Origin of the sequence: Streptomyces sp. STR69 (assembly GCF_024519455.1) — a bacterium.
GTDB lineage: Bacteria > Actinomycetota > Actinomycetes > Streptomycetales > Streptomycetaceae > Streptomyces.
Genome location: NZ_JALJRY010000024.1, coordinates 95,477 through 111,600 on the forward strand (window position 1 = coordinate 95,477; position 16,124 = coordinate 111,600).

The 16,124-nt window shown below is 71.1% G+C and carries 19 protein-coding genes; 12 read left to right on the forward strand and 7 right to left on the reverse strand.

Annotated features, from left to right (window positions below):
* Positions 1 to 11: 11 nt before the first annotated feature.
* The 4 genes from OC490_RS35915 to OC490_RS35930 are packed head-to-tail and all read left to right on the forward strand — an operon-like array spanning position 12 to position 3,290.
* Positions 12 to 968: an LLM class F420-dependent oxidoreductase gene (locus tag OC490_RS35915; RefSeq protein ID WP_262062231.1), complete on the forward strand. Its 957-nt coding sequence runs from the start codon at positions 12 to 14 to the stop codon at positions 966 to 968.
* The gene (locus OC490_RS35920; protein ID WP_262062232.1) at positions 965 to 2,023 is read left to right on the forward strand and encodes a CaiB/BaiF CoA transferase family protein; all 1,059 of its coding nucleotides are present in this window, start codon (positions 965 to 967) and stop codon (positions 2,021 to 2,023) included. Before OC490_RS35915 ends, OC490_RS35920 begins: the two co-directional genes overlap by 4 nt.
* Positions 2,020 to 2,475: a VOC family protein gene (locus tag OC490_RS35925; protein WP_262062233.1), complete on the forward strand. Its 456-nt coding sequence runs from the start codon at positions 2,020 to 2,022 to the stop codon at positions 2,473 to 2,475. Before OC490_RS35920 ends, OC490_RS35925 begins: the two co-directional genes overlap by 4 nt.
* Positions 2,472 to 3,290, forward strand: coding sequence for an SDR family oxidoreductase (locus tag OC490_RS35930; RefSeq protein WP_262062234.1), 819 nt, complete (start codon positions 2,472 to 2,474; stop codon positions 3,288 to 3,290). The genes OC490_RS35925 and OC490_RS35930 overlap by 4 nt, the downstream gene beginning before the upstream one ends.
* A 12-nt stretch (positions 3,291 to 3,302) precedes the next feature.
* Here the strand turns inward: OC490_RS35930 and OC490_RS35935 are convergent, their stop codons facing one another.
* The 3 genes from OC490_RS35935 to OC490_RS35945 form a co-directional block, all read right to left on the reverse strand.
* A complete protein-coding gene (locus OC490_RS35935) occupies positions 3,303 to 3,485 on the reverse strand; it encodes a hypothetical protein (protein ID WP_262062235.1) in 183 nt (60 codons plus the stop codon).
* A 124-nt stretch (positions 3,486 to 3,609) separates the two neighbouring features.
* Positions 3,610 to 4,353 carry an SDR family NAD(P)-dependent oxidoreductase gene (locus OC490_RS35940; protein ID WP_262062236.1) on the reverse strand — a complete coding sequence of 248 codons (744 nt, stop codon included), beginning with the start codon at positions 4,351 to 4,353 and terminating at the stop codon, positions 3,610 to 3,612.
* Positions 4,354 to 4,376: 23 nt separating this feature from the next.
* Entirely contained in the window at positions 4,377 to 5,138 is a 762-nt protein-coding gene (locus tag OC490_RS35945) for an SDR family NAD(P)-dependent oxidoreductase (protein WP_262062237.1), read from the reverse strand.
* Positions 5,139 to 5,204: 66 nt separating this feature from the next.
* On the opposite strand from OC490_RS35945, the gene OC490_RS35950 reads away from it, so the two are divergent.
* Genes OC490_RS35950 through OC490_RS35960 form a run of 3 tightly spaced genes read left to right on the forward strand, consistent with a single transcriptional unit; the run spans position 5,205 to position 8,580 of the window.
* Positions 5,205 to 6,620, forward strand: coding sequence for a class I adenylate-forming enzyme family protein (locus OC490_RS35950; RefSeq protein WP_262062238.1), 1,416 nt, complete (start codon positions 5,205 to 5,207; stop codon positions 6,618 to 6,620).
* The gene (locus OC490_RS35955; protein WP_262062239.1) at positions 6,613 to 7,761 is read left to right on the forward strand and encodes a thiolase family protein; all 1,149 of its coding nucleotides are present in this window, start codon (positions 6,613 to 6,615) and stop codon (positions 7,759 to 7,761) included. Before OC490_RS35950 ends, OC490_RS35955 begins: the two co-directional genes overlap by 8 nt.
* A gap of 57 nt (positions 7,762 to 7,818) precedes the next feature.
* Positions 7,819 to 8,580, forward strand: a complete 762-nt coding sequence (locus OC490_RS35960) for an SDR family NAD(P)-dependent oxidoreductase (protein ID WP_262062240.1) — start codon at positions 7,819 to 7,821, stop codon at positions 8,578 to 8,580.
* Positions 8,581 to 8,601: 21 nt separating this feature from the next.
* On the opposite strand, the gene OC490_RS35965 is transcribed toward OC490_RS35960, so the two are convergent.
* The 4 genes from OC490_RS35965 to OC490_RS35980 are packed head-to-tail and all read right to left on the reverse strand — an operon-like array spanning position 8,602 to position 11,721.
* On the reverse strand, positions 8,602 to 9,405 hold the full coding sequence (locus OC490_RS35965) for an acyl-CoA thioesterase (RefSeq protein ID WP_262062241.1): 804 nt from the start codon (positions 9,403 to 9,405) through the stop codon (positions 8,602 to 8,604).
* Positions 9,406 to 9,425: 20 nt separating this feature from the next.
* Entirely contained in the window at positions 9,426 to 10,211 is a 786-nt protein-coding gene (locus tag OC490_RS35970) for an acyl-CoA dehydrogenase family protein (RefSeq protein ID WP_262062242.1), read from the reverse strand.
* A 2-nt stretch (positions 10,212 to 10,213) separates the two neighbouring features.
* Positions 10,214 to 11,329, reverse strand: a complete 1,116-nt coding sequence (locus OC490_RS35975) for an acyl-CoA dehydrogenase family protein (RefSeq protein ID WP_262062243.1) — start codon at positions 11,327 to 11,329, stop codon at positions 10,214 to 10,216.
* The gene (locus tag OC490_RS35980; protein ID WP_262062244.1) at positions 11,326 to 11,721 is read right to left on the reverse strand and encodes a nuclear transport factor 2 family protein; all 396 of its coding nucleotides are present in this window, start codon (positions 11,719 to 11,721) and stop codon (positions 11,326 to 11,328) included. The genes OC490_RS35975 and OC490_RS35980 overlap by 4 nt, the downstream gene beginning before the upstream one ends.
* A 210-nt stretch (positions 11,722 to 11,931) precedes the next feature.
* Here OC490_RS35980 and OC490_RS35985 point away from each other — a divergent pair, with 210 nt between their 5' ends.
* Genes OC490_RS35985 through OC490_RS36005 form a run of 5 tightly spaced genes read left to right on the forward strand, consistent with a single transcriptional unit; the run spans position 11,932 to position 16,104 of the window.
* The gene (locus tag OC490_RS35985) at positions 11,932 to 14,046 is read left to right on the forward strand and encodes an ABC transporter permease (protein ID WP_262062245.1); all 2,115 of its coding nucleotides are present in this window, start codon (positions 11,932 to 11,934) and stop codon (positions 14,044 to 14,046) included.
* The gene (locus OC490_RS35990; protein ID WP_262062246.1) at positions 14,027 to 14,737 is read left to right on the forward strand and encodes an ABC transporter ATP-binding protein; all 711 of its coding nucleotides are present in this window, start codon (positions 14,027 to 14,029) and stop codon (positions 14,735 to 14,737) included. The genes OC490_RS35985 and OC490_RS35990 overlap by 20 nt, the downstream gene beginning before the upstream one ends.
* A complete protein-coding gene (locus tag OC490_RS35995; protein WP_262062247.1) occupies positions 14,734 to 15,441 on the forward strand; it encodes an ABC transporter ATP-binding protein in 708 nt (235 codons plus the stop codon). The genes OC490_RS35990 and OC490_RS35995 overlap by 4 nt, the downstream gene beginning before the upstream one ends.
* Complete coding sequence (locus OC490_RS36000; RefSeq protein WP_262062248.1) at positions 15,438 to 15,821, forward strand: hypothetical protein; 384 nt, start codon at positions 15,438 to 15,440, stop codon at positions 15,819 to 15,821. Before OC490_RS35995 ends, OC490_RS36000 begins: the two co-directional genes overlap by 4 nt.
* Positions 15,787 to 16,104 carry a hypothetical protein gene (locus OC490_RS36005; protein WP_262062249.1) on the forward strand — a complete coding sequence of 106 codons (318 nt, stop codon included), beginning with the start codon at positions 15,787 to 15,789 and terminating at the stop codon, positions 16,102 to 16,104. The genes OC490_RS36000 and OC490_RS36005 overlap by 35 nt, the downstream gene beginning before the upstream one ends.
* Positions 16,105 to 16,124: the final 20 nt, after the last annotated feature.

Genomic DNA, 16,124 nt, shown 5'->3' on the forward strand with positions numbered 1-16,124 from the left:
CTGGAGGCAGCGTGCGCATCGGAGTGATGATCGGGCCCGAGCGCGGGGACTCGGTCCGCAAGGTCACGCGCATGATCGACGACGTGACATGGGCCGAGAAGGCCGGCTTCGACACCGTGTGGGTGCCGCAGATCCCGACCGACTTCGACGCCCTCACCGCGATCGCGCTCATGGGCGCGCGGACCGAGCGGATCGAACTGGGCACCGCTGTCGTGCCGTTGCAGGCCCAGCACCCCATCGCCCTTGCCCGGCAAGCCATTTCGGCCCAGGCCGCCACCGGCGGACGTCTCGCGCTGGGCCTCGGCCCGTCCCACCACTGGATCATCCGGGACATGCTCGGGCTGCCCTACGAGAAACCTGCCGCGCTCACCCGCGACCATCTGGACGTCCTGGACGCCGCGTTCGCCGGAACGGGCGCTGTCGATGTCGAGAACGACACTTTCACCGTCCACAACCCACTCACCCTCACCCCCGTCTCCCGGCTCCCGGTCCTGATCGCGGCCCTCGGCCCGGTCATGCTGCGCCTCGCCGGGGAACGGGCCGACGGAACCGTGCTGTGGATGGCCGACGAACGCGCGGTCGCCGAACATGTCGTGCCCCGCATCACCAAGGCCGCCGAGAGCGCCGGACGCCCGGCACCCCGGATCGTCGCGGGCATCCCGGTCTGCCTGTGCGCACCCGACCGCGTCGACGAGGCACGCGAGCGCGCCAACCGCATCCTCGGCGAGGCCGAGATCTCGCCCAACTACCAACGCCTGCTGGACTACGGCGACGCCCGCGACGTCGGCGACCTGTGCGCGGCCGGTGACGAGAACGCGATTGCCGCCCGCTTCAAACGGTTCGCGGACGCTGGGGTGACCGACCTGTCCGTACGGCTGTTGCCCATCGGCGACAACCGCGACGAGCTGGTCGCCTCCAAGTACCGCACCCGCGACATGCTCGCCACCCTCGCCGCGGACCTGCGATGACCGCCGGACCGCTGGACGGCATCCGCGTCCTGGAGGTCGGCCACATGCTGGCCGGCCCCTACGCCACGATGATGCTCGCCGACCTCGGCGCCGAGGTCACCAAGATCGAGCCGCCCGGCGGGGACATCTCGCGCCAGGTGAGCGACGCCTACTTCGCCAGCCTCAACCGCGGCAAACGCAGCGTCCGCCTCGACCTCACGACCGCCGACGGACAGACCGGACTCGGTGAACTCGTCGCAGACGCCCATGCGTTGCTCGTCAACCTCAAGCCGTCGGCGATCCACCGGCTGGGGCTGACGTACGACACGCTGCGGAAGTGGAACGAGCGGATCGTGTGCGTCGCGCTCACCGGATACGGACTGGCTGCGGGCGACGAACCCGCCTTCGACTACGTGGTCCAGGCGGCCACCGGCGTCGCCGCCCTCACCGGCGACCCGGACGGTCCGCCGACCCTGCCCGGATACTCCTCCGCCGACAACTCCTCAGGTCTGACAGCCGCGTTGGGACTCCTCGCCCACATCGTCTCCGGTCGCGGCGGCCAAGTAGAGGTATCGCTACGGGACGTGATGCTGTCCCAGCTCAACTACCGTGCCTCGGCTTACCTCAACGAAGGCGTCGAGCCCCGCCGACTGCCGCTCGGCGCGCACTCCTTCTACGTACCGGCCCAGCTCTTCCCCACGTCCGAGGGCTACTTGGCGCTCTTCATCACCCACGACGGATTCTGGAAGTCCTTCGCCACCGAGGCCGGCCTCAAGGGATTCCCCACCATGGCCGAACGAGCGGAGCGCCGGGAGGAAGTACTCGCCGCCGTCACGGACGCCCTGGCCGGCGACACCGCCGCGTCCTGGGAGGCACGGCTGCGTCCCCTCGGGGTGCCGGCCGCCGCCGTACGGACACTGCCGCAGGCGCTGGCGGCCACCCCGGAGGCCGTGGTGACGGCCGGGGACTTCCTACTGGTCCGCAGCCCCGTCAGGGTGGCCGGATACGAGCCCGACTACGGGCCGCCGCCCCGCCTCGGGGAGCATGACGCTTCCGGAGCGGTGGTGGAGTCGTGAGGGCCGAGGACCAGTTCCATCTCGGGCTTGTCGTCGAGGACTTCGAAGCGACCCTGGCCGAGCTCTCGGGCGCGTTCGGGTACGAGTGGTGCGCCGAGATCGGGGGAGCGGTTCCGCTGACCCTGCCGACCGGAAACGCCGTTCTCGACATCAGCTGCGCCTACTCCCGGACACTCCCTCGCCTGGAGATCATCCGCCGGATACCGGGCACCCTGTGGGAACCGGCGGCCGGCGGGGGAGTGCACCACGTCGGCTACTGGTCCGACGACGTCGCCGCCGACGCCGCCGAACTCACCCGGCAGGGCTTCGTGACCGAGGCACGCCGGGCCGGCTCCGGGGGCGCGCCCTTCGCCTTCCTGCGCGGTCCGAGCGGTCTGCTCGTGGAACTCGTGGACCGGGTGGCGCGGCCGGGACTGGAGAAGTACTGGAGCCACACAGGAGGGACCGCATGACGACCGTGGGCATCGCGACCGGGGCCGGGCGCGGCATGGGACTGGCCTGTGCGCGGCGCCTCACCGACCTGGTGGACGCACTGCTGCTGGTGGACCGGGACGAGTCGGCCGTCACCGCCGCGGCGAAGGAACTGTCCGCCGCGGACGGGGAGGTGCGGATCGAACCCTTCGTCCTCGACATCACCGACCCCGCCGGACTCGGCCAACTCGCTTCCCGTACTGCTGAATTGGGCACACTCCGGGCCGTCTCCCACGCCGCCGGGATCTCGCCCACGATGGCCGACTGGCGGCGCATCTTCGAGGTCGACCTCGTCGGCACCGCCCGGCTCGCGGAGGCCCTCCGCCCGCTCGCCACCGAGGGAACGGCACTGGTGTGCTTCGCCTCGATGGCCCCGCTGCTCGGCAACCTGGAGGCCGATGCCGCCGTAGCGGCGATCCTCGACGACCCGCTCCAGGACGACTTCCTCGACCGGCTCCGGGACGCCCTCGGGCCCGCCGTCGAGAACACCGGGCTCGCCTACGCGTGGGCCAAGCACGGAGTGCACCGGTTCGTACGACGGGAGGCGGTACGGCTGGGGCCGTACGGTGCCCGCGCGTGTTCCGTCTCACCGGGTGTCATCGACACCCCTCAGGGGCGGCAGGAGGCAGAGGCCCAGCCCGCGATGGCCGCGCTCGTCGAACGGACGCCGCTCGGCCGGACGGGGCGAGCCGAGGACGTCGCGGCGGCGGTGGCGTTCCTGCTGTCAGACGAGGCCGCCTTCATTTCCGGGATCGACGTTCTCGTCGACGGTGGGGTGTGTGCGGCGGTCCGGTAACGCCCTACCACGTCAGCGCCGACGCCCGCTGCGGCGCGCGGACCAGCCAGTCCCCAGGCCGGCCGAGTGCGCGGCGAGGAAGGCCAGTCCGAGGAGCATGAGGCTCGTCGGGGTGAAGACCAGCTGGGTCGATGTCTCGGTGACACGGATGAGGAAGGCGATGACGAAGAACGCGGCAGCCACGAAGGCAAGCATTTGAAAACCCCTACGAATGGACGACGAGCCACCGGTGACCCCGGCGGCTCGTCGTTCCGTGTGCCCCCGATGGCGCCGATCAGTCGTGCCCGCCGCGTCTCGCGCGTTCCGGCCCAACTGCCGTTCAGGCAAGGGATTCCGAGCGCTGGACGCTACCCGTGAGGCCCGTGGCGTCCTGACCCGCGAGGAGAACCGCGGCCCTCGCCATCGCCTCCGGCGGCTCCACCATCTCCGGCGGGATCTCCCGGCCTCCACCGCCGGCCTGCCATCCCTCCGTCAGCACCACCCGTGACGGGGCAAGGCAGTTGACAGCGATGTTGTCCTGCCGCAGGTCGGCGGCGAGCCCCAGATAGAGTCGCTCGACCGCCGCCTTGGACACCCAGTACGCGTTGGCGCCCCGGTCCGTCATGCCCACTCCGCCGGTCGTCACGGCCACCAACGACCCACCGCCACGCGCGCGTACGTGGGGAATCACCGCCCGGGTCACCAGGAACACCCCGGTCAGGTTGACGTCCAGACACAGCTGCCAACGCTTGAGCGGTGTCGACTCGACCGGGCCGAGCCACAGCACCCCGGCGTTGGCGATGAGAATGTCGATTCCGCCGAACTCCGCGACCGTGGCGGCGACGGCCGTGTCGACCGACGCCTCGTCACTCACATCGCAGGGCACCGGCAACGCACGCCCGCCCGTCGCCACGATCCGGTCCGCGACCGAGTGGATCGTCCCGGGCAGCCGGCCCTCCCGCTCGGAGCGCGCGGCGACCGCGACCGAGGCGCCCGCCTCGGCGAGCGCCAGCGCGACCGTACGGCCGATGCCACGGCTGGCGCCCGCGACGAACGCGACCTTGCCCTTCAACGAGCCGCTCACACCGGTAAGTTCACCCACGCCGGTCACTTCGGCGGGAACCGGAGGGCGCCGTCGAGACGGACGACCTCGCCGTTGAGATAGTCGTTCTCGACGATGTGCTGCACCAGCCCCGCGTACTCGACCGGCAGTCCCATGCGCTTCGGGTACGGGATCTGCGGCCCCCAGTAGGCCTCCAACTGGTCGCCCGCCTTGCCGTAGGCCGGTGTGTTGAAGGTGCCCGGCGCGATCGTGACGACCCGGATGCCGAGCGGGGACAGATCGCGCGCGGCCACCAGGGTCATGCTGACGACCCCGCCCTTGGCGGCGGCGTAAGGGAGTTGGCCGATCTGGCCCTCGTACGCGGCGATCGACGCCGTGCTGACGATGACACCCCGGCCGCCGTCCAACGGCTCCTGACGGGCGATCGCGGCGGCGGCCAGGCGCATCACGTTGAACACGCCGGTGAGGTACACGTCGATCGTCGTGCGGAAGCCCGCGAGGTCGAGGGGAGAACCGTCCTTGCCGACCAGTCGGCCACCGCTCGCCGGGCCGCCGTGCGCGTCCACCGAGATCCTGAGCGGTCCCGCCGACTCCGCCTCGGCCAGCGCCGCTTGGACGTCGTCCTCGACGGTGGCGTCGGTGCGCACGTAGCGCACACCCAACTCCTGCTCCAGGGCCTTGCCCTTCTCGTCGGCCAGATCGGCTACGACGACCTTCGCTCCCGCCGCGTGCAGCCGACGGACGGTGGCCTCGCCCAGGCCGCCCGCCCCGCCGACGACGACCGCGGAGCTCCCACTGATCTGCATCAAGGATTTCCTCTCTTGCGAACAGCGCTCTAGTGAGACGAGAATAGCATTCTCATGAATATAACCATGATTCTCGAGATGGTGGCCTCGGGCGGCGACCGACCGGTGGTCACGGCGAACGGCCGCTCCCTGACCGCCTCGGAACTGCTCGCCCGCGCCCGCACCGCCGCGCACCGCTTCCAAGGCCACCCGGCCGTGCTCTATCTGAGCCCCAGTCACCTCGCCTACCCGGTGGCCCTGTTCGGTGCCGCTCTGGCCGGCATCCCGTTCATCCCCCTCAACTACCGCCTCGGCGAACACCAGTTGAACCGACTCCTGGCCCGCCACCCCGGCGCCCTCGTGCTGCGCCCCGCCGGCCTCGACGCCCTGCTGAGCGCCGAAGAGGACACCGCCGTACCGGAATTGGTCCCGGACCAGGACTCCGTCGCGGTGGTCCTCTACACCAGCGGTACGACCGCCGAACCCAAGGCGGCCCTGCTGCGCCACCGGCACCTGCTGGCATACGTGCTCAACACCCAGGAGTTCGCCTCCGCCGAAGAAGGCGACGCGGCGCTGGTGGCGGTCCCGCCGTACCACGTGGCGGGGTTGATGAACCTGCTGACGAACCTCTACTCGGGCCGCCGCCTCGTGTACCTCTCCGCCTTCGACGCGGGGGAGTGGCTGGAGACCGCACGCCGCGAGCAGGTCACGCACGCACTCGTCGTGCCCACCATGCTGGCCCGCATCGTCGCCGAGGTCCCGGCGGACGACGCCGGCACGCCCACACTCCGCAGCCTGGCCTACGGCGGTGCCAGGACCCCCCGTCCCGTCGTGGAGCGGGCGTTGCGGATCTTCCCCGGAACGGGGTTCGTCAACGCGTACGGTCTGACCGAGACGGCCTCTTCGGTCGCGGTGCTGGGGCCCGACGACCACCGCGAGGCGCTGGCATCGGCCGACCCGGCCGTACGGGACCGGCTCGGCTCCGTGGGGCGGCCGTTGCCCGGAGTGGAGATCGAGATCCGCGGGGAGGACGGGAAACCGGCCCGTGCCGGGGAGACCGGGCTCGTCTTCGTGCGCGGCGATCAGATCTCCGGCGAATACGGCGGACGCAGCGCCCTGGACGCGGACGGCTGGTTCCCCACTCGGGACCGGGGCCGCCTGGACGCCGACGGCTACCTGTTCATCGAGGGGCGTGCCGACGACACCATCATTCGCGGCGGCGAGAACATCGCTCCCGCCGAGATAGAGGACGTTCTCGTCGCCCACCCCGGAATCGTGGAGGCCGCGGTGATCGGCGTGCCCGACCCCGAGTGGGGGCAGCGGATCGTCGCCGTCGTGGTCGGTGAGGGCGATCCGGCGGAGGTCCGCCAGTGGGTCAGGGACCGGCTGCGCTCCTCCAAGACCCCCGACACGATCGTCTTCCGCGCCGAACTGCCCAAGACCGAGACCGGAAAGCTGCTGCGCCGCACCCTGCTGGCCGAGTTGGAGACCACCCATGCCTGAAGCAGTCCTCGTGTCCGCCCTGCGTACCCCTGTCGGCACCGCCGTCAAGGGCACCCTCCGCGACACCACCGCGTTCGACCTGGCCCACCACATCGTCGCCGCCGCTGCCGCCACGGACGGTCTCGATCCGGACGCGGTCGACGACGTCATCCTCGGCGAGGGCCTGTACGGCGGCGGGGTCGTGGCCCGGCACGCGGCACTGACCGTCGGACTCACCGCCGTACCCGGCCTCGCTCACAACCGCCACTGTGCCGCCGGCCTCGCGGCGGTGCAGAGCGCGGCGGGCAGCATTCGCGCCGGCATGGACGAACTCGTCATCGCCGGCGGCGTCAACTCGGCTTCCACCTCCCCGAAACAGCGTTTCCGCGTGGACGGGGAGTGGGTCGAGCCGTGGAGTCCGCCCACGCATCCCGACCGCCCCGACGCCCCCAACCTGGACATGTCGATCACGGTCGGCTGGAACACCGCCGTACGAGCGGGCCTGAGCCGCGCCGACATGGACGCCTGGGCGCTGCGCTCGCACCAGAACGCGATTCGCGCCATCGACGAAGGGCGTTTCGACGCCGAGCTGGTGCCCATCGACACACCGCACGGCCTGTTCTCCATCGACGAACATCCCCGCCGCACCACGAGCCTGGAGAAGCTGGCCTCGCTCAAGCCGCTCCACCCGGAGATCGACGGCTTCTCCATCACGGCGGGCAACGCGGGCGGCGCCAACGACGGTGCCGCCGCACTGGTGGTGGCCAGCGACCGACTGGGCCTGCCGGCACTCGCCGTCGTCCGCTCCTGGGCCTCGGTCGGCGCCGACCCCGCCGAGACCGGCCTCACCCCGGTGAAGGTGATCCCCAAAGCCCTTGCCCGCGCGGGACTTTCGACATCCGACGTCGACCTCTTCGAGATCAATGAAGCCTTCGCCGCCGTGCCCGTCGCCGCGGTGAAGCTGCTCGGGCTCGACCCCGACCGCGTGAACGTCAACGGCAGCGGTTGTTCCCTCGGCCACCCGGTCGCCGCGACCGGGGCCCGGATGCTGGTCACGCTGGTGCACGAACTGTGCCGCCGAGGCGGCGGTATCGGCGTCGCCGCGATGTGCGCAGGCGGTGGGATGGGCTCGGCCACGGTTGTCGAGGTGCTGGCGCCGTAACGCCCGGGTGCTCAGGTGTCAGTGGGGGCGGGGAGTCGATGCGATGAGGGGAATGTCATGGAGGGTTTGAAGGAGAAGGTCGTTCTCGTGGCCGGCGCGGCCACTGGGTTGGGCGCCGCGTCAGCCCGGCGGGTCGCGGACGAGGGCGCCAGGGTCGTCGTCGCCGATCTCGATGTCGAGGGTGCCCGGCGGACCGCCTCGGTCATCGGAGACGCCGGTGGCGAGGCGGTCGCGGTGGGCTTCGACATCGCCGACGAGGCCTCGGTCGGCGACCTGGTGACGACCACCGTGCGGACATACGGCGGCCTGGACGCCGTACATATCAACGCGGGAGACATGGGCGCGGTCTCCAAGGACACCGATGTCGTCGACATGGACCTCGCGGTCTGGGACCGGACCTTCGCCGTCAATCTGCGGGGCCACATGCTCGTCACGCGATACGCCGTTCCCGAACTCCTCACCCGGGGCGGCGGCGCGCTCGTCTACACCTCGTCCATCGCGGCCTTCACCGGCGAGGCCGCACGCCCCGCCTACTCGGCGACGAAGGCGGGCATCAACGCCCTCGCCCGCCATGTCGCCTCCCGCTGGGGCAGGGAGGGCATCCGGGCCAACGCGGTAGCCCCCGGTCTGATCCTGACCCCGGCCATCCAGGAGGGCGCCGCGCCGGACCTGCTGGAGGCACTGCTCGCCCGGACCCGCAGTACCCGGCACGGCCGGGCCGACGACATCGCCGCGATGGTGGCCCACCTCATGTCCGACGCGGGAGCCTGGATCAACGGCCAGGTGATCAACGTCGACGGCGGCACCGTGATGCGCTGAGCGCGCGGCGGCAACGGGCCGCTACGCGACCGTACGGAAGCGCAGCAGAGCCTCCTGCGCGAAGGAGGCGACCAGGGACCCCTGCGCGGTGAGCACATCGCCCCGGCCGTAGCAGCGGCCGTGGGCGAGCAGCGGGCTCTGCTGGCGCAGGAGAAGCCAGTCGTCCGTCGTGAAAGGGCGATGGAACCACACCGTGTGCGCGGTGACGGCGGACGAGAACGTCGTTCCCGAATCGTGCTGGGTGACCCCTTCCAGCGGGCGCAGCGCCGTACCGATCAGACTCAGATCGCTCGCGTACGCCGTCAACGCGGGCGCGAGTTCAGGCGCGACCCACGGCGTGCGCATCCACAGGTCGTACTCGGGCGGCTCCGACTTCGGCGAGTCCACGTCCACGGTGGCCCGGGTGTCCCAGGGAAGCAGCGAGAGGTCCACGTCGTGCTCCACCCCCGGAACCGACGGCATCGGGAACGCGATCTGCTGGTCCGGGCCCTCCTCGTGGGAGTGCAGCGACACGGCCGCAACGGCCGCGACACCCTGTGTCTGGCGCGCCACCACCGTCAACGTGGCGAAGGAACCCCCCTCGTGATGACACGTCACCTCGTAGCGCACCGGCTCCTGCGGCCGTCCCGCCCGTGCGAACTGCACGTGAAGGCTCTTGACCGCCTTGTCGGGGCAGGCCAGTTGGGCGGCCCGGACGCTCTGCGCCAGCAACTGCCCGCCGAAGATGCGGTGATAGCCGAGTTGTTGGTTGCGGCCCTCGAACACGGCACCGGGCCGGGCGTCGAGGTCCAGGCAGGAGAGCAGGTCGCTCCACAGATCGGTCACTGAAGTCACTCCTCGGTCGATCACAGGTGGACGAGCCGCGGCGCCGACCCGCCGGCCCGCAGCAACGCCCCCGCCTCGCGCGTCAACTCCCGTGCGCTGCCCAGCAGCCCGTCCAGGACCACGGCCCGCCGCACATGCCGGTGCAGATCGTGCTCTGCGGTGAAACCGATCCCGCCCAGAACCTGCTGACAGTGCCGGGCCGCGGTCAGGGCCGCCTGCCCGGCCGCGGCCTTGGCCAGCAGCGCGCCCAGATCGTCGGTGGCGGCCACGAGGGTGGCCTCGGCGCCGTCCAGCGCCACGAGGGTCTCGGCGAGCCGGTGCCGTACGGCCTGGAAGGAGGCGAGCGGGCGGCCGAACTGTGTGCGGTCCACGGCGTGTTGGCGGGCCAGCGCGAGCATGGCGCGGCCCGTCCCGAGCAGCCACCAGCCGAGCGCCGCCCGACCGGCGGCGAGTTGGACGGGGGCTCCCGCGGCTACGGAACACAGGGGCAGTTCGGCGTCCAGGGCGGCCCCGGCCGCACTGTCGTCGCGCTCCCAGACGACCCACGTACCGCCGGTGTACGGCAGCGGCAGTGTGCCGCCGAGCGGACGGCCCGCCGCGCCGAGCAGGACGTCGTTGAGGAGGGGCGCGTGGGCACCCGTCTCGCCGAGCAGGCGGAACGTGAGCGGTACGGCGATGTCCGGCTGTTCGGCGAGGAGTTCGGTCCAGCCGAGGTGGGCCAGGGCGGTGTCCAGTGCCTGCCCCGAGGCCGCCGTCATCGTCTTGCGGAGCGTCTCGGCGAGCAGGTCCCGCTCGGCTGCGTCCACGGCTACTCCTTCCCCAGGTCGAGCAGTCGGCGCGCGATGATGTTCCGCTGGATCTCGGCCGTACCGCCGTAGATGGTCGCCGCCTTCGCATACAGGTACTCCGAGCGCCACGGCGTGTCCGTCAACTCCAGTACGCCGGGCAGGAGATCGCGCACGGTCTCGAAGAGCCGTTGCTCGGCGGTGGCCAGCAGCACCTTGTCGACCGACGTCTCCGCGCCCAGCCGCTCGCCCTCGCCCAGGCGTCGCTGGGTTGCGTGGGAGCGGCAGCGGACGGTGTGCAACGCCAGGTAGGCGGTGCCGAGTTCGGCGTCGTCCGGGATGCTCGTCTCGGCCAGCAGCCGGTCAAGTCGTGTGTAGAGATGGGCGATCCGGTGCCAGAAGCAGGTGGAGCGCTCGTGCGGGAGCAGGTCCATCGCCAGGCGCCAGCCGTCGCCGGGGCGGCCGAGCATCCGCTCGGCGGGCACGATCACGTCGTCGAAGAACACCTCGGCGAACTCGTCCACGCCGTGCATGGTGCGCAGCGGCCGGACGGTGATGCCGGGGGTGTCCATGTCGAGGAGGAACGCGGTGATCCCGTTGTGGCCCGGCGCGGTGCGGGTCAACAGGACGCAGCGGGACGCGAATTGGGCCAGGCTGGTCCACACCTTCTGTCCGCTGATCACCCAGTGGTCGTCGCGCGGAACGGCCCGCGTGGTGAGGGAGGCGAGGTCGCTGCCGGAGCCGGGTTCGGAGAAGCCCTGGCACCACTGCTCACGGCCGCTGAGCAGGCGCGGGACCATCTCGGCGGCGAGCGCGGGAGGGGCGTAGGAGATCATCGTCGGCGCGAGGACCTCGATCATCGAGTAGATCCCCGGCTCGGCCAACTCGCGGGTGGCGACCTCCTCGCCGAGCACCGCCCTCAGCACCGCGGGCCCGCCGAGCCCCCTCACCTCGGCGGGCCAGCCGTACCGCATCCAGTCCGCGTCGTACAACGCCCGGCGGACCCGGGCCAGTTGAGCGACCTGGGCGTCCAGGGAGTGGTCGGGGCCGGGGGACAGGTCGTGCTCGTCCAGCCAGCCGCGCAGGTCCGAGCGGAAGTCGGCGACGTTCGCGTACTCGGGCGCGGAGGCGGCGTTCATGTTCCCGGACGCTGATAGGCGTGCGGGCGGCCCGAGTCGTGCGCTCCGCTGCGGCGGATGAACGTCATCGCGCGGGTGCGCAGCCGCCACCCGGCGTCCGTGCGGACGTAGGTGTCGTTGTAGTAGCCGATCCGCAGGTCGTGCGTGGCGTGGTCGACGAAGCAGAGCGGCTGGGTGCCGGTGGCCGTGTCGCCGGACAGGTCGACGGCCGGCGTGCCCGTGAGGAACAGCCCCTTGGGGGCGGCGGCTACGAGCGCCGGGAACTCGTCGAGGCCGTAGGAGTCCCCGAAGGCGCTGTACGTGCCGTCGGGCGTGAAGACACCCAGCACCCCGTCCAGGTCGCCGCGCGTGATGCACACCGCGTAGCGGGCCAGGAGCTGCTGGATCTCCATCAGGTCGTCGGTCGGACCAGGGGGAGGAGCCGGAACAGGCAAGGAGGACAAGGACTTTCCACCCTTCACCATGAGCGAGAATGGCATTCTCTCAGATGAGTGGCAGATTTCCACGACGCGTGAGGCGACGTCAACAGTCTCTGTCTGAATGGTTGATTCTCCGTAGATGAGAAGCTAGTTTCCAGCGATGGAGAGGGGAGATCCGACGCGATGGACCAGTTCCTCACCTTCGGGATCGTCGGCCTGAGCACGGCCGCGATCTATGCCGTCATCGGCAGTGGGCTCGTGCTCACCTACACCACCACCGGTGTGTTCAACTTCGCGCACGGCGCGGCCGGCATGCTGTCCGCGTTCATGTACTGGCAGCTGACCGTCGGCTGGGGCTGGCCCGTTCCGGTCGCCCTGGTCGTGGTGCTGCTCGTGCTCGCCCCGGGCTTCGGGCTGCTCGTCGAGCGGTTCGTACTGCGCCCCGTCCAGGCCCTCGGCGAAGCCGAACGGCTGGTCATGACGGTCGCGTTGCTCAGCGGACTCATCGCGGCGGCGCGCTGGATCTGGGACCCGAACGTCGCCCGTCCGCTGCCGATGTTCTTCGCCGGCCGCAAGCCGTTCCACCTCGGGCCGGCCGTCATCACCTGGCACCAGGCGATCACCATGGGGGTGGCCGTCGCCGTCGCGATCGGCCTGCGCATCCTGCTCTACCGCACCCGCGCCGGAGCCGAGATGCGCGCCGCCGTCGACGACCGGGCACTCGTCGGTCTCACCGGCGCCGACCCCGTCCGGGCAGGCCGGATCTCCTGGGTCCTCGGCACCCAACTGGCCGCGATCGGCGGCATCCTGATCGCCCCGACCGTCACGCTCGACGCAGCCCAGCTCTCCCTGCTGATCGTCAGCGCCTACACAGCGGCCGTCTTCGGCCGACTGCGCAGCCTGCCGCTCACCTTCCTCGGCGCCGTCGTCGTCGGCTGCATGGAGAGCTATCTGACGGGCTACCTGCCGCAGAACGAATACCTCCCCGGACTACGGCTCGCCGCCCCCGCCCTGTTGCTCTTCTTCGCCCTGTTGGTCTTCCCGCACCGACGCCTGCGCGGCCGGGAACGACGGCTCGCCCGCGTACCGGTGCCGAGCGCGCGCGGCACACTCGTGTTCGCCGCGGTGGTCATCGCCTTCGGCGCGGTACTGGCCTCCCTGCTCGGAGAAGCCGACCTCATCACCTACGGAGCGATCTTCTCGCTGGGCGTAGTGGCACTCTCGTACGTCCCTCTCGCCGGGTACGCCGGACAGGTCTCCCTGTGTCAGCTGAGCATGGCCGGCATCGGCGCGGTCGTCTGGGGACACCTCGGCGCCCACGGCCAACTGTGGGCGCTCGGCGCCGCGATCCTCGTCTCGGCGGCAGCCGGAGCACTGGTCGCACTGCCCGCACTACGGCTCTCCGGTGTCTATCTCGCCCTGGGCACAGCCGCGTTCGCCGTGATCCTCGACCGCTGGATCTTCACCATCCCGGCCTTCCACGTCTTCGGCCTGCGGATCGCCCTGTTCGACCAGGGCTCGGTGGACATCTCAGGACCCCACCTCCTCGGTCTACGGCTGGACAGCGGGCGGGAGTTGATGGTGTTCGCCGCCGTCTGCCTCGCCCTCGCCTCCATCTGTGTGGCGGCCCTGCGGCGCAGCCGCTTCGGACGGCGGCTCATCGCCCTGCGCGACAGCGAGGCCGCGTACGCCACCCTCGGCGGCAACCTGCTGGTCGCCAAGGTCGCCGTGTTCGCCCTCGCCTCCGGTATCGCCGGACTCGGCGGAGCGCTGTACGGAATGCAGCAACGCACCGTCACGGCCGACCAGTTCAGCCTCATCGCAGGACTGCCGATCTTCCTCGTCGCCGTGGTCGGCGGACTCGGCGCGGTCGGCAACGGACTCTTCGCCGGCACCGCCTTCGTCGGCCCGACGAACGCCCTGATCGCCATCGCCCCGGGCACCGCGAACCTGGTCGCCCTGCTTCCGGGCCTCGCCGGCGTGGGGCTCGGCCACAACCCCGACGGCATCGTCTCCCGCTTCCGCCGCCAGTGGGAGCCCCTCGCCCGCGACCGCATCGCACTGCCCGCCCTGCTCTGCGTCCTCGCCCTGGCCTGGGCGCTGCGCTTCGGCGATGTGATCAACGACTGGACGTACTACGGAAGTTCACTCGTTCTCGCCTTCGCGCTGCGCACCTGGGCGGACGCCCGGCAGGCCGTTCCGGTCGAGCCGGAGATCCCCGTCGAGTGGTGGGGCCTACGGCGTGACTGGCGCCCCGAGGACGAGGAGGTGTTGGCCCGTGGCATCGCTGCAGGTTAGTGGAGTGACCGTCTTCTTCGGCGGAAACCGTGCTCTCGACGGGGTCGCCCTGACCGCCGAGGCGGGCCGGGTCACCGGACTCATCGGACCCAACGGGGCAGGGAAGAGCACCCTGTTCGACGTCGCGTCCGGACTGCGCAGACCGTCCTCGGGACAGGTCCGGCTGGACGGCCGGGACGTCACCCGGGCCCGGCCCTCCGCCCGCGCCCGGCACGGACTCGCCCGCACCTTCCAGCGCCTGGAGCTCTTCGGCCGGCTCAGCGTGCGCGACAACCTGCTCGTCGCCGCCGAACTGGGCCCCGAACGCCGCCGGGCCGACATGGTCGTCACCGAGATCCTGCACCGCCTCGGCCTCACCGGCCTCGCCGACACCTCGCCCGACGCCCTCCCCACCGGAGTCGGCCGCCTCGTCGAAGTCGGCAGGGCCCTCGCGATCCGCCCGAAGGTGCTTCTCCTCGACGAGCCCGCCGCCGGACAGGACGCGGAGGAGACCGAACGCTTCGCGGAACTCCTGCGCGCCCTCACCGACGACGGCACCGCCGTCGTCCTCGTCGAGCACGACATGAGCCTCGTGATGGCCGTCTGCGACGAGGTGTACGTCCTCGACCTCGGCAAGATCATCGCCGTCGGCCCGCCCGAGGTGATCCGCAGCGACGAAACGGTTCTCGCCGCCTATCTGGGGGACGCGTGAGCGCACTTCTCGAACTGCGCGGCATCCGCGCCGCCCACGAACGCATCACCGTCCTGCACGGCGTCGACCTCGACGTCGCCGCCGGACAGGTGGTGGCATTGCTCGGCCCGAACGGCGCCGGAAAGACCACCACCCTGCGCGTCGCCGCCGGAGTCCACCCCGTGGAATCGGGCCAACTCGTGCTCGGCGGACGGGACATGACCGGCGCCGACCCCCGCGACCTGGCCCGCGCCGGGGTCTGCCTCATCCCCGAAGGACGAGGCGTGTTCCCGAACCTGTCCGTCCGCGACAACCTCCTCATGATGACCTTCACCGGCCGCAGCCGCGAAGAGATCGAGGAGATCGCGTTCACCCGCTTCCCCGTCCTGGCCCGGCGCGCCGGACAGGCCGCGGGCACCCTCTCCGGCGGCGAACAGCAGATGCTCGCCCTCGCCCGCGGCCTCGCCACCGACCCCGCCGTACTGCTGCTCGACGAACTCTCCATGGGGCTCGCCCCGTTGGTCGTCGGCCGGCTCTACGAACAGGTCGGCGAAATCGCCCGGCAGGGCGTGGCAGTCCTGGTGGTCGAGCAGTTCGCCGCCGCAGTCCTCGACATCTGCGACCATGCCGCCGTCCTCGTACGCGGCCGGGTCGAACGGCAGGGCCACCCCGACGGAGGCCTGCGCGCCGAACTGTCCGCTCTCTATCTGGGGAGTTCCACATGACGTCCACCGAGACGCGAGCGGACCGCTTCGTCCGCGAACTCACCGTCCTGAAAATCCCGGACCCGGCCGCCGGAAGGGCCGTTCTCTGGCTGCGCGCGGGCGCCGCCCTGATGACGATCGGCGTCGTCCTCGGCGTGTGCGCCTACTTCATCTCGCACAACACCAGCGACCCGCTGGTGCAGAACGACGCTCTCACCCTCGGCCTGGCCGCGGTCGCCGGAAGCGTCGTCGGTTCCGCGCTCTTCCTGCGGTACTCGCTGACCGGCTTCCTGCGGTACTGGATGGCCCGCCAGTCCTACGACGTGGAACTCCTCGCCGACCGCCTGCTCGAAAGGGAACTCCGCCATGACCCCACCGGCACCGACGCCGCGCCCCGGTGACCAACTCGCCAGCACCGTCTGCGGCACCCGCGTGGTCGTCATCCGCGCACCCGCCGACGTGCAGCCCCAACTGGCCTGCGGCGGCAGCCCGTTGGTGCCCGCGGCCGACGCGCCCCCGGCGAAGTCCGGACCGGCCGGCACCACCACCCTGATCGGCAAGCGGTACGTCGACGCCACCGGGACGCTCGAACTGCTCTGCACCGCCTCCGGCGCGGGCGAACTGACCTGTGACGGCGCCCCCATGACCCTGAAGGCGGCCAAGCCGCTGCCCGCCTCCGACTGACCGACCCACCCCCGTAAGGA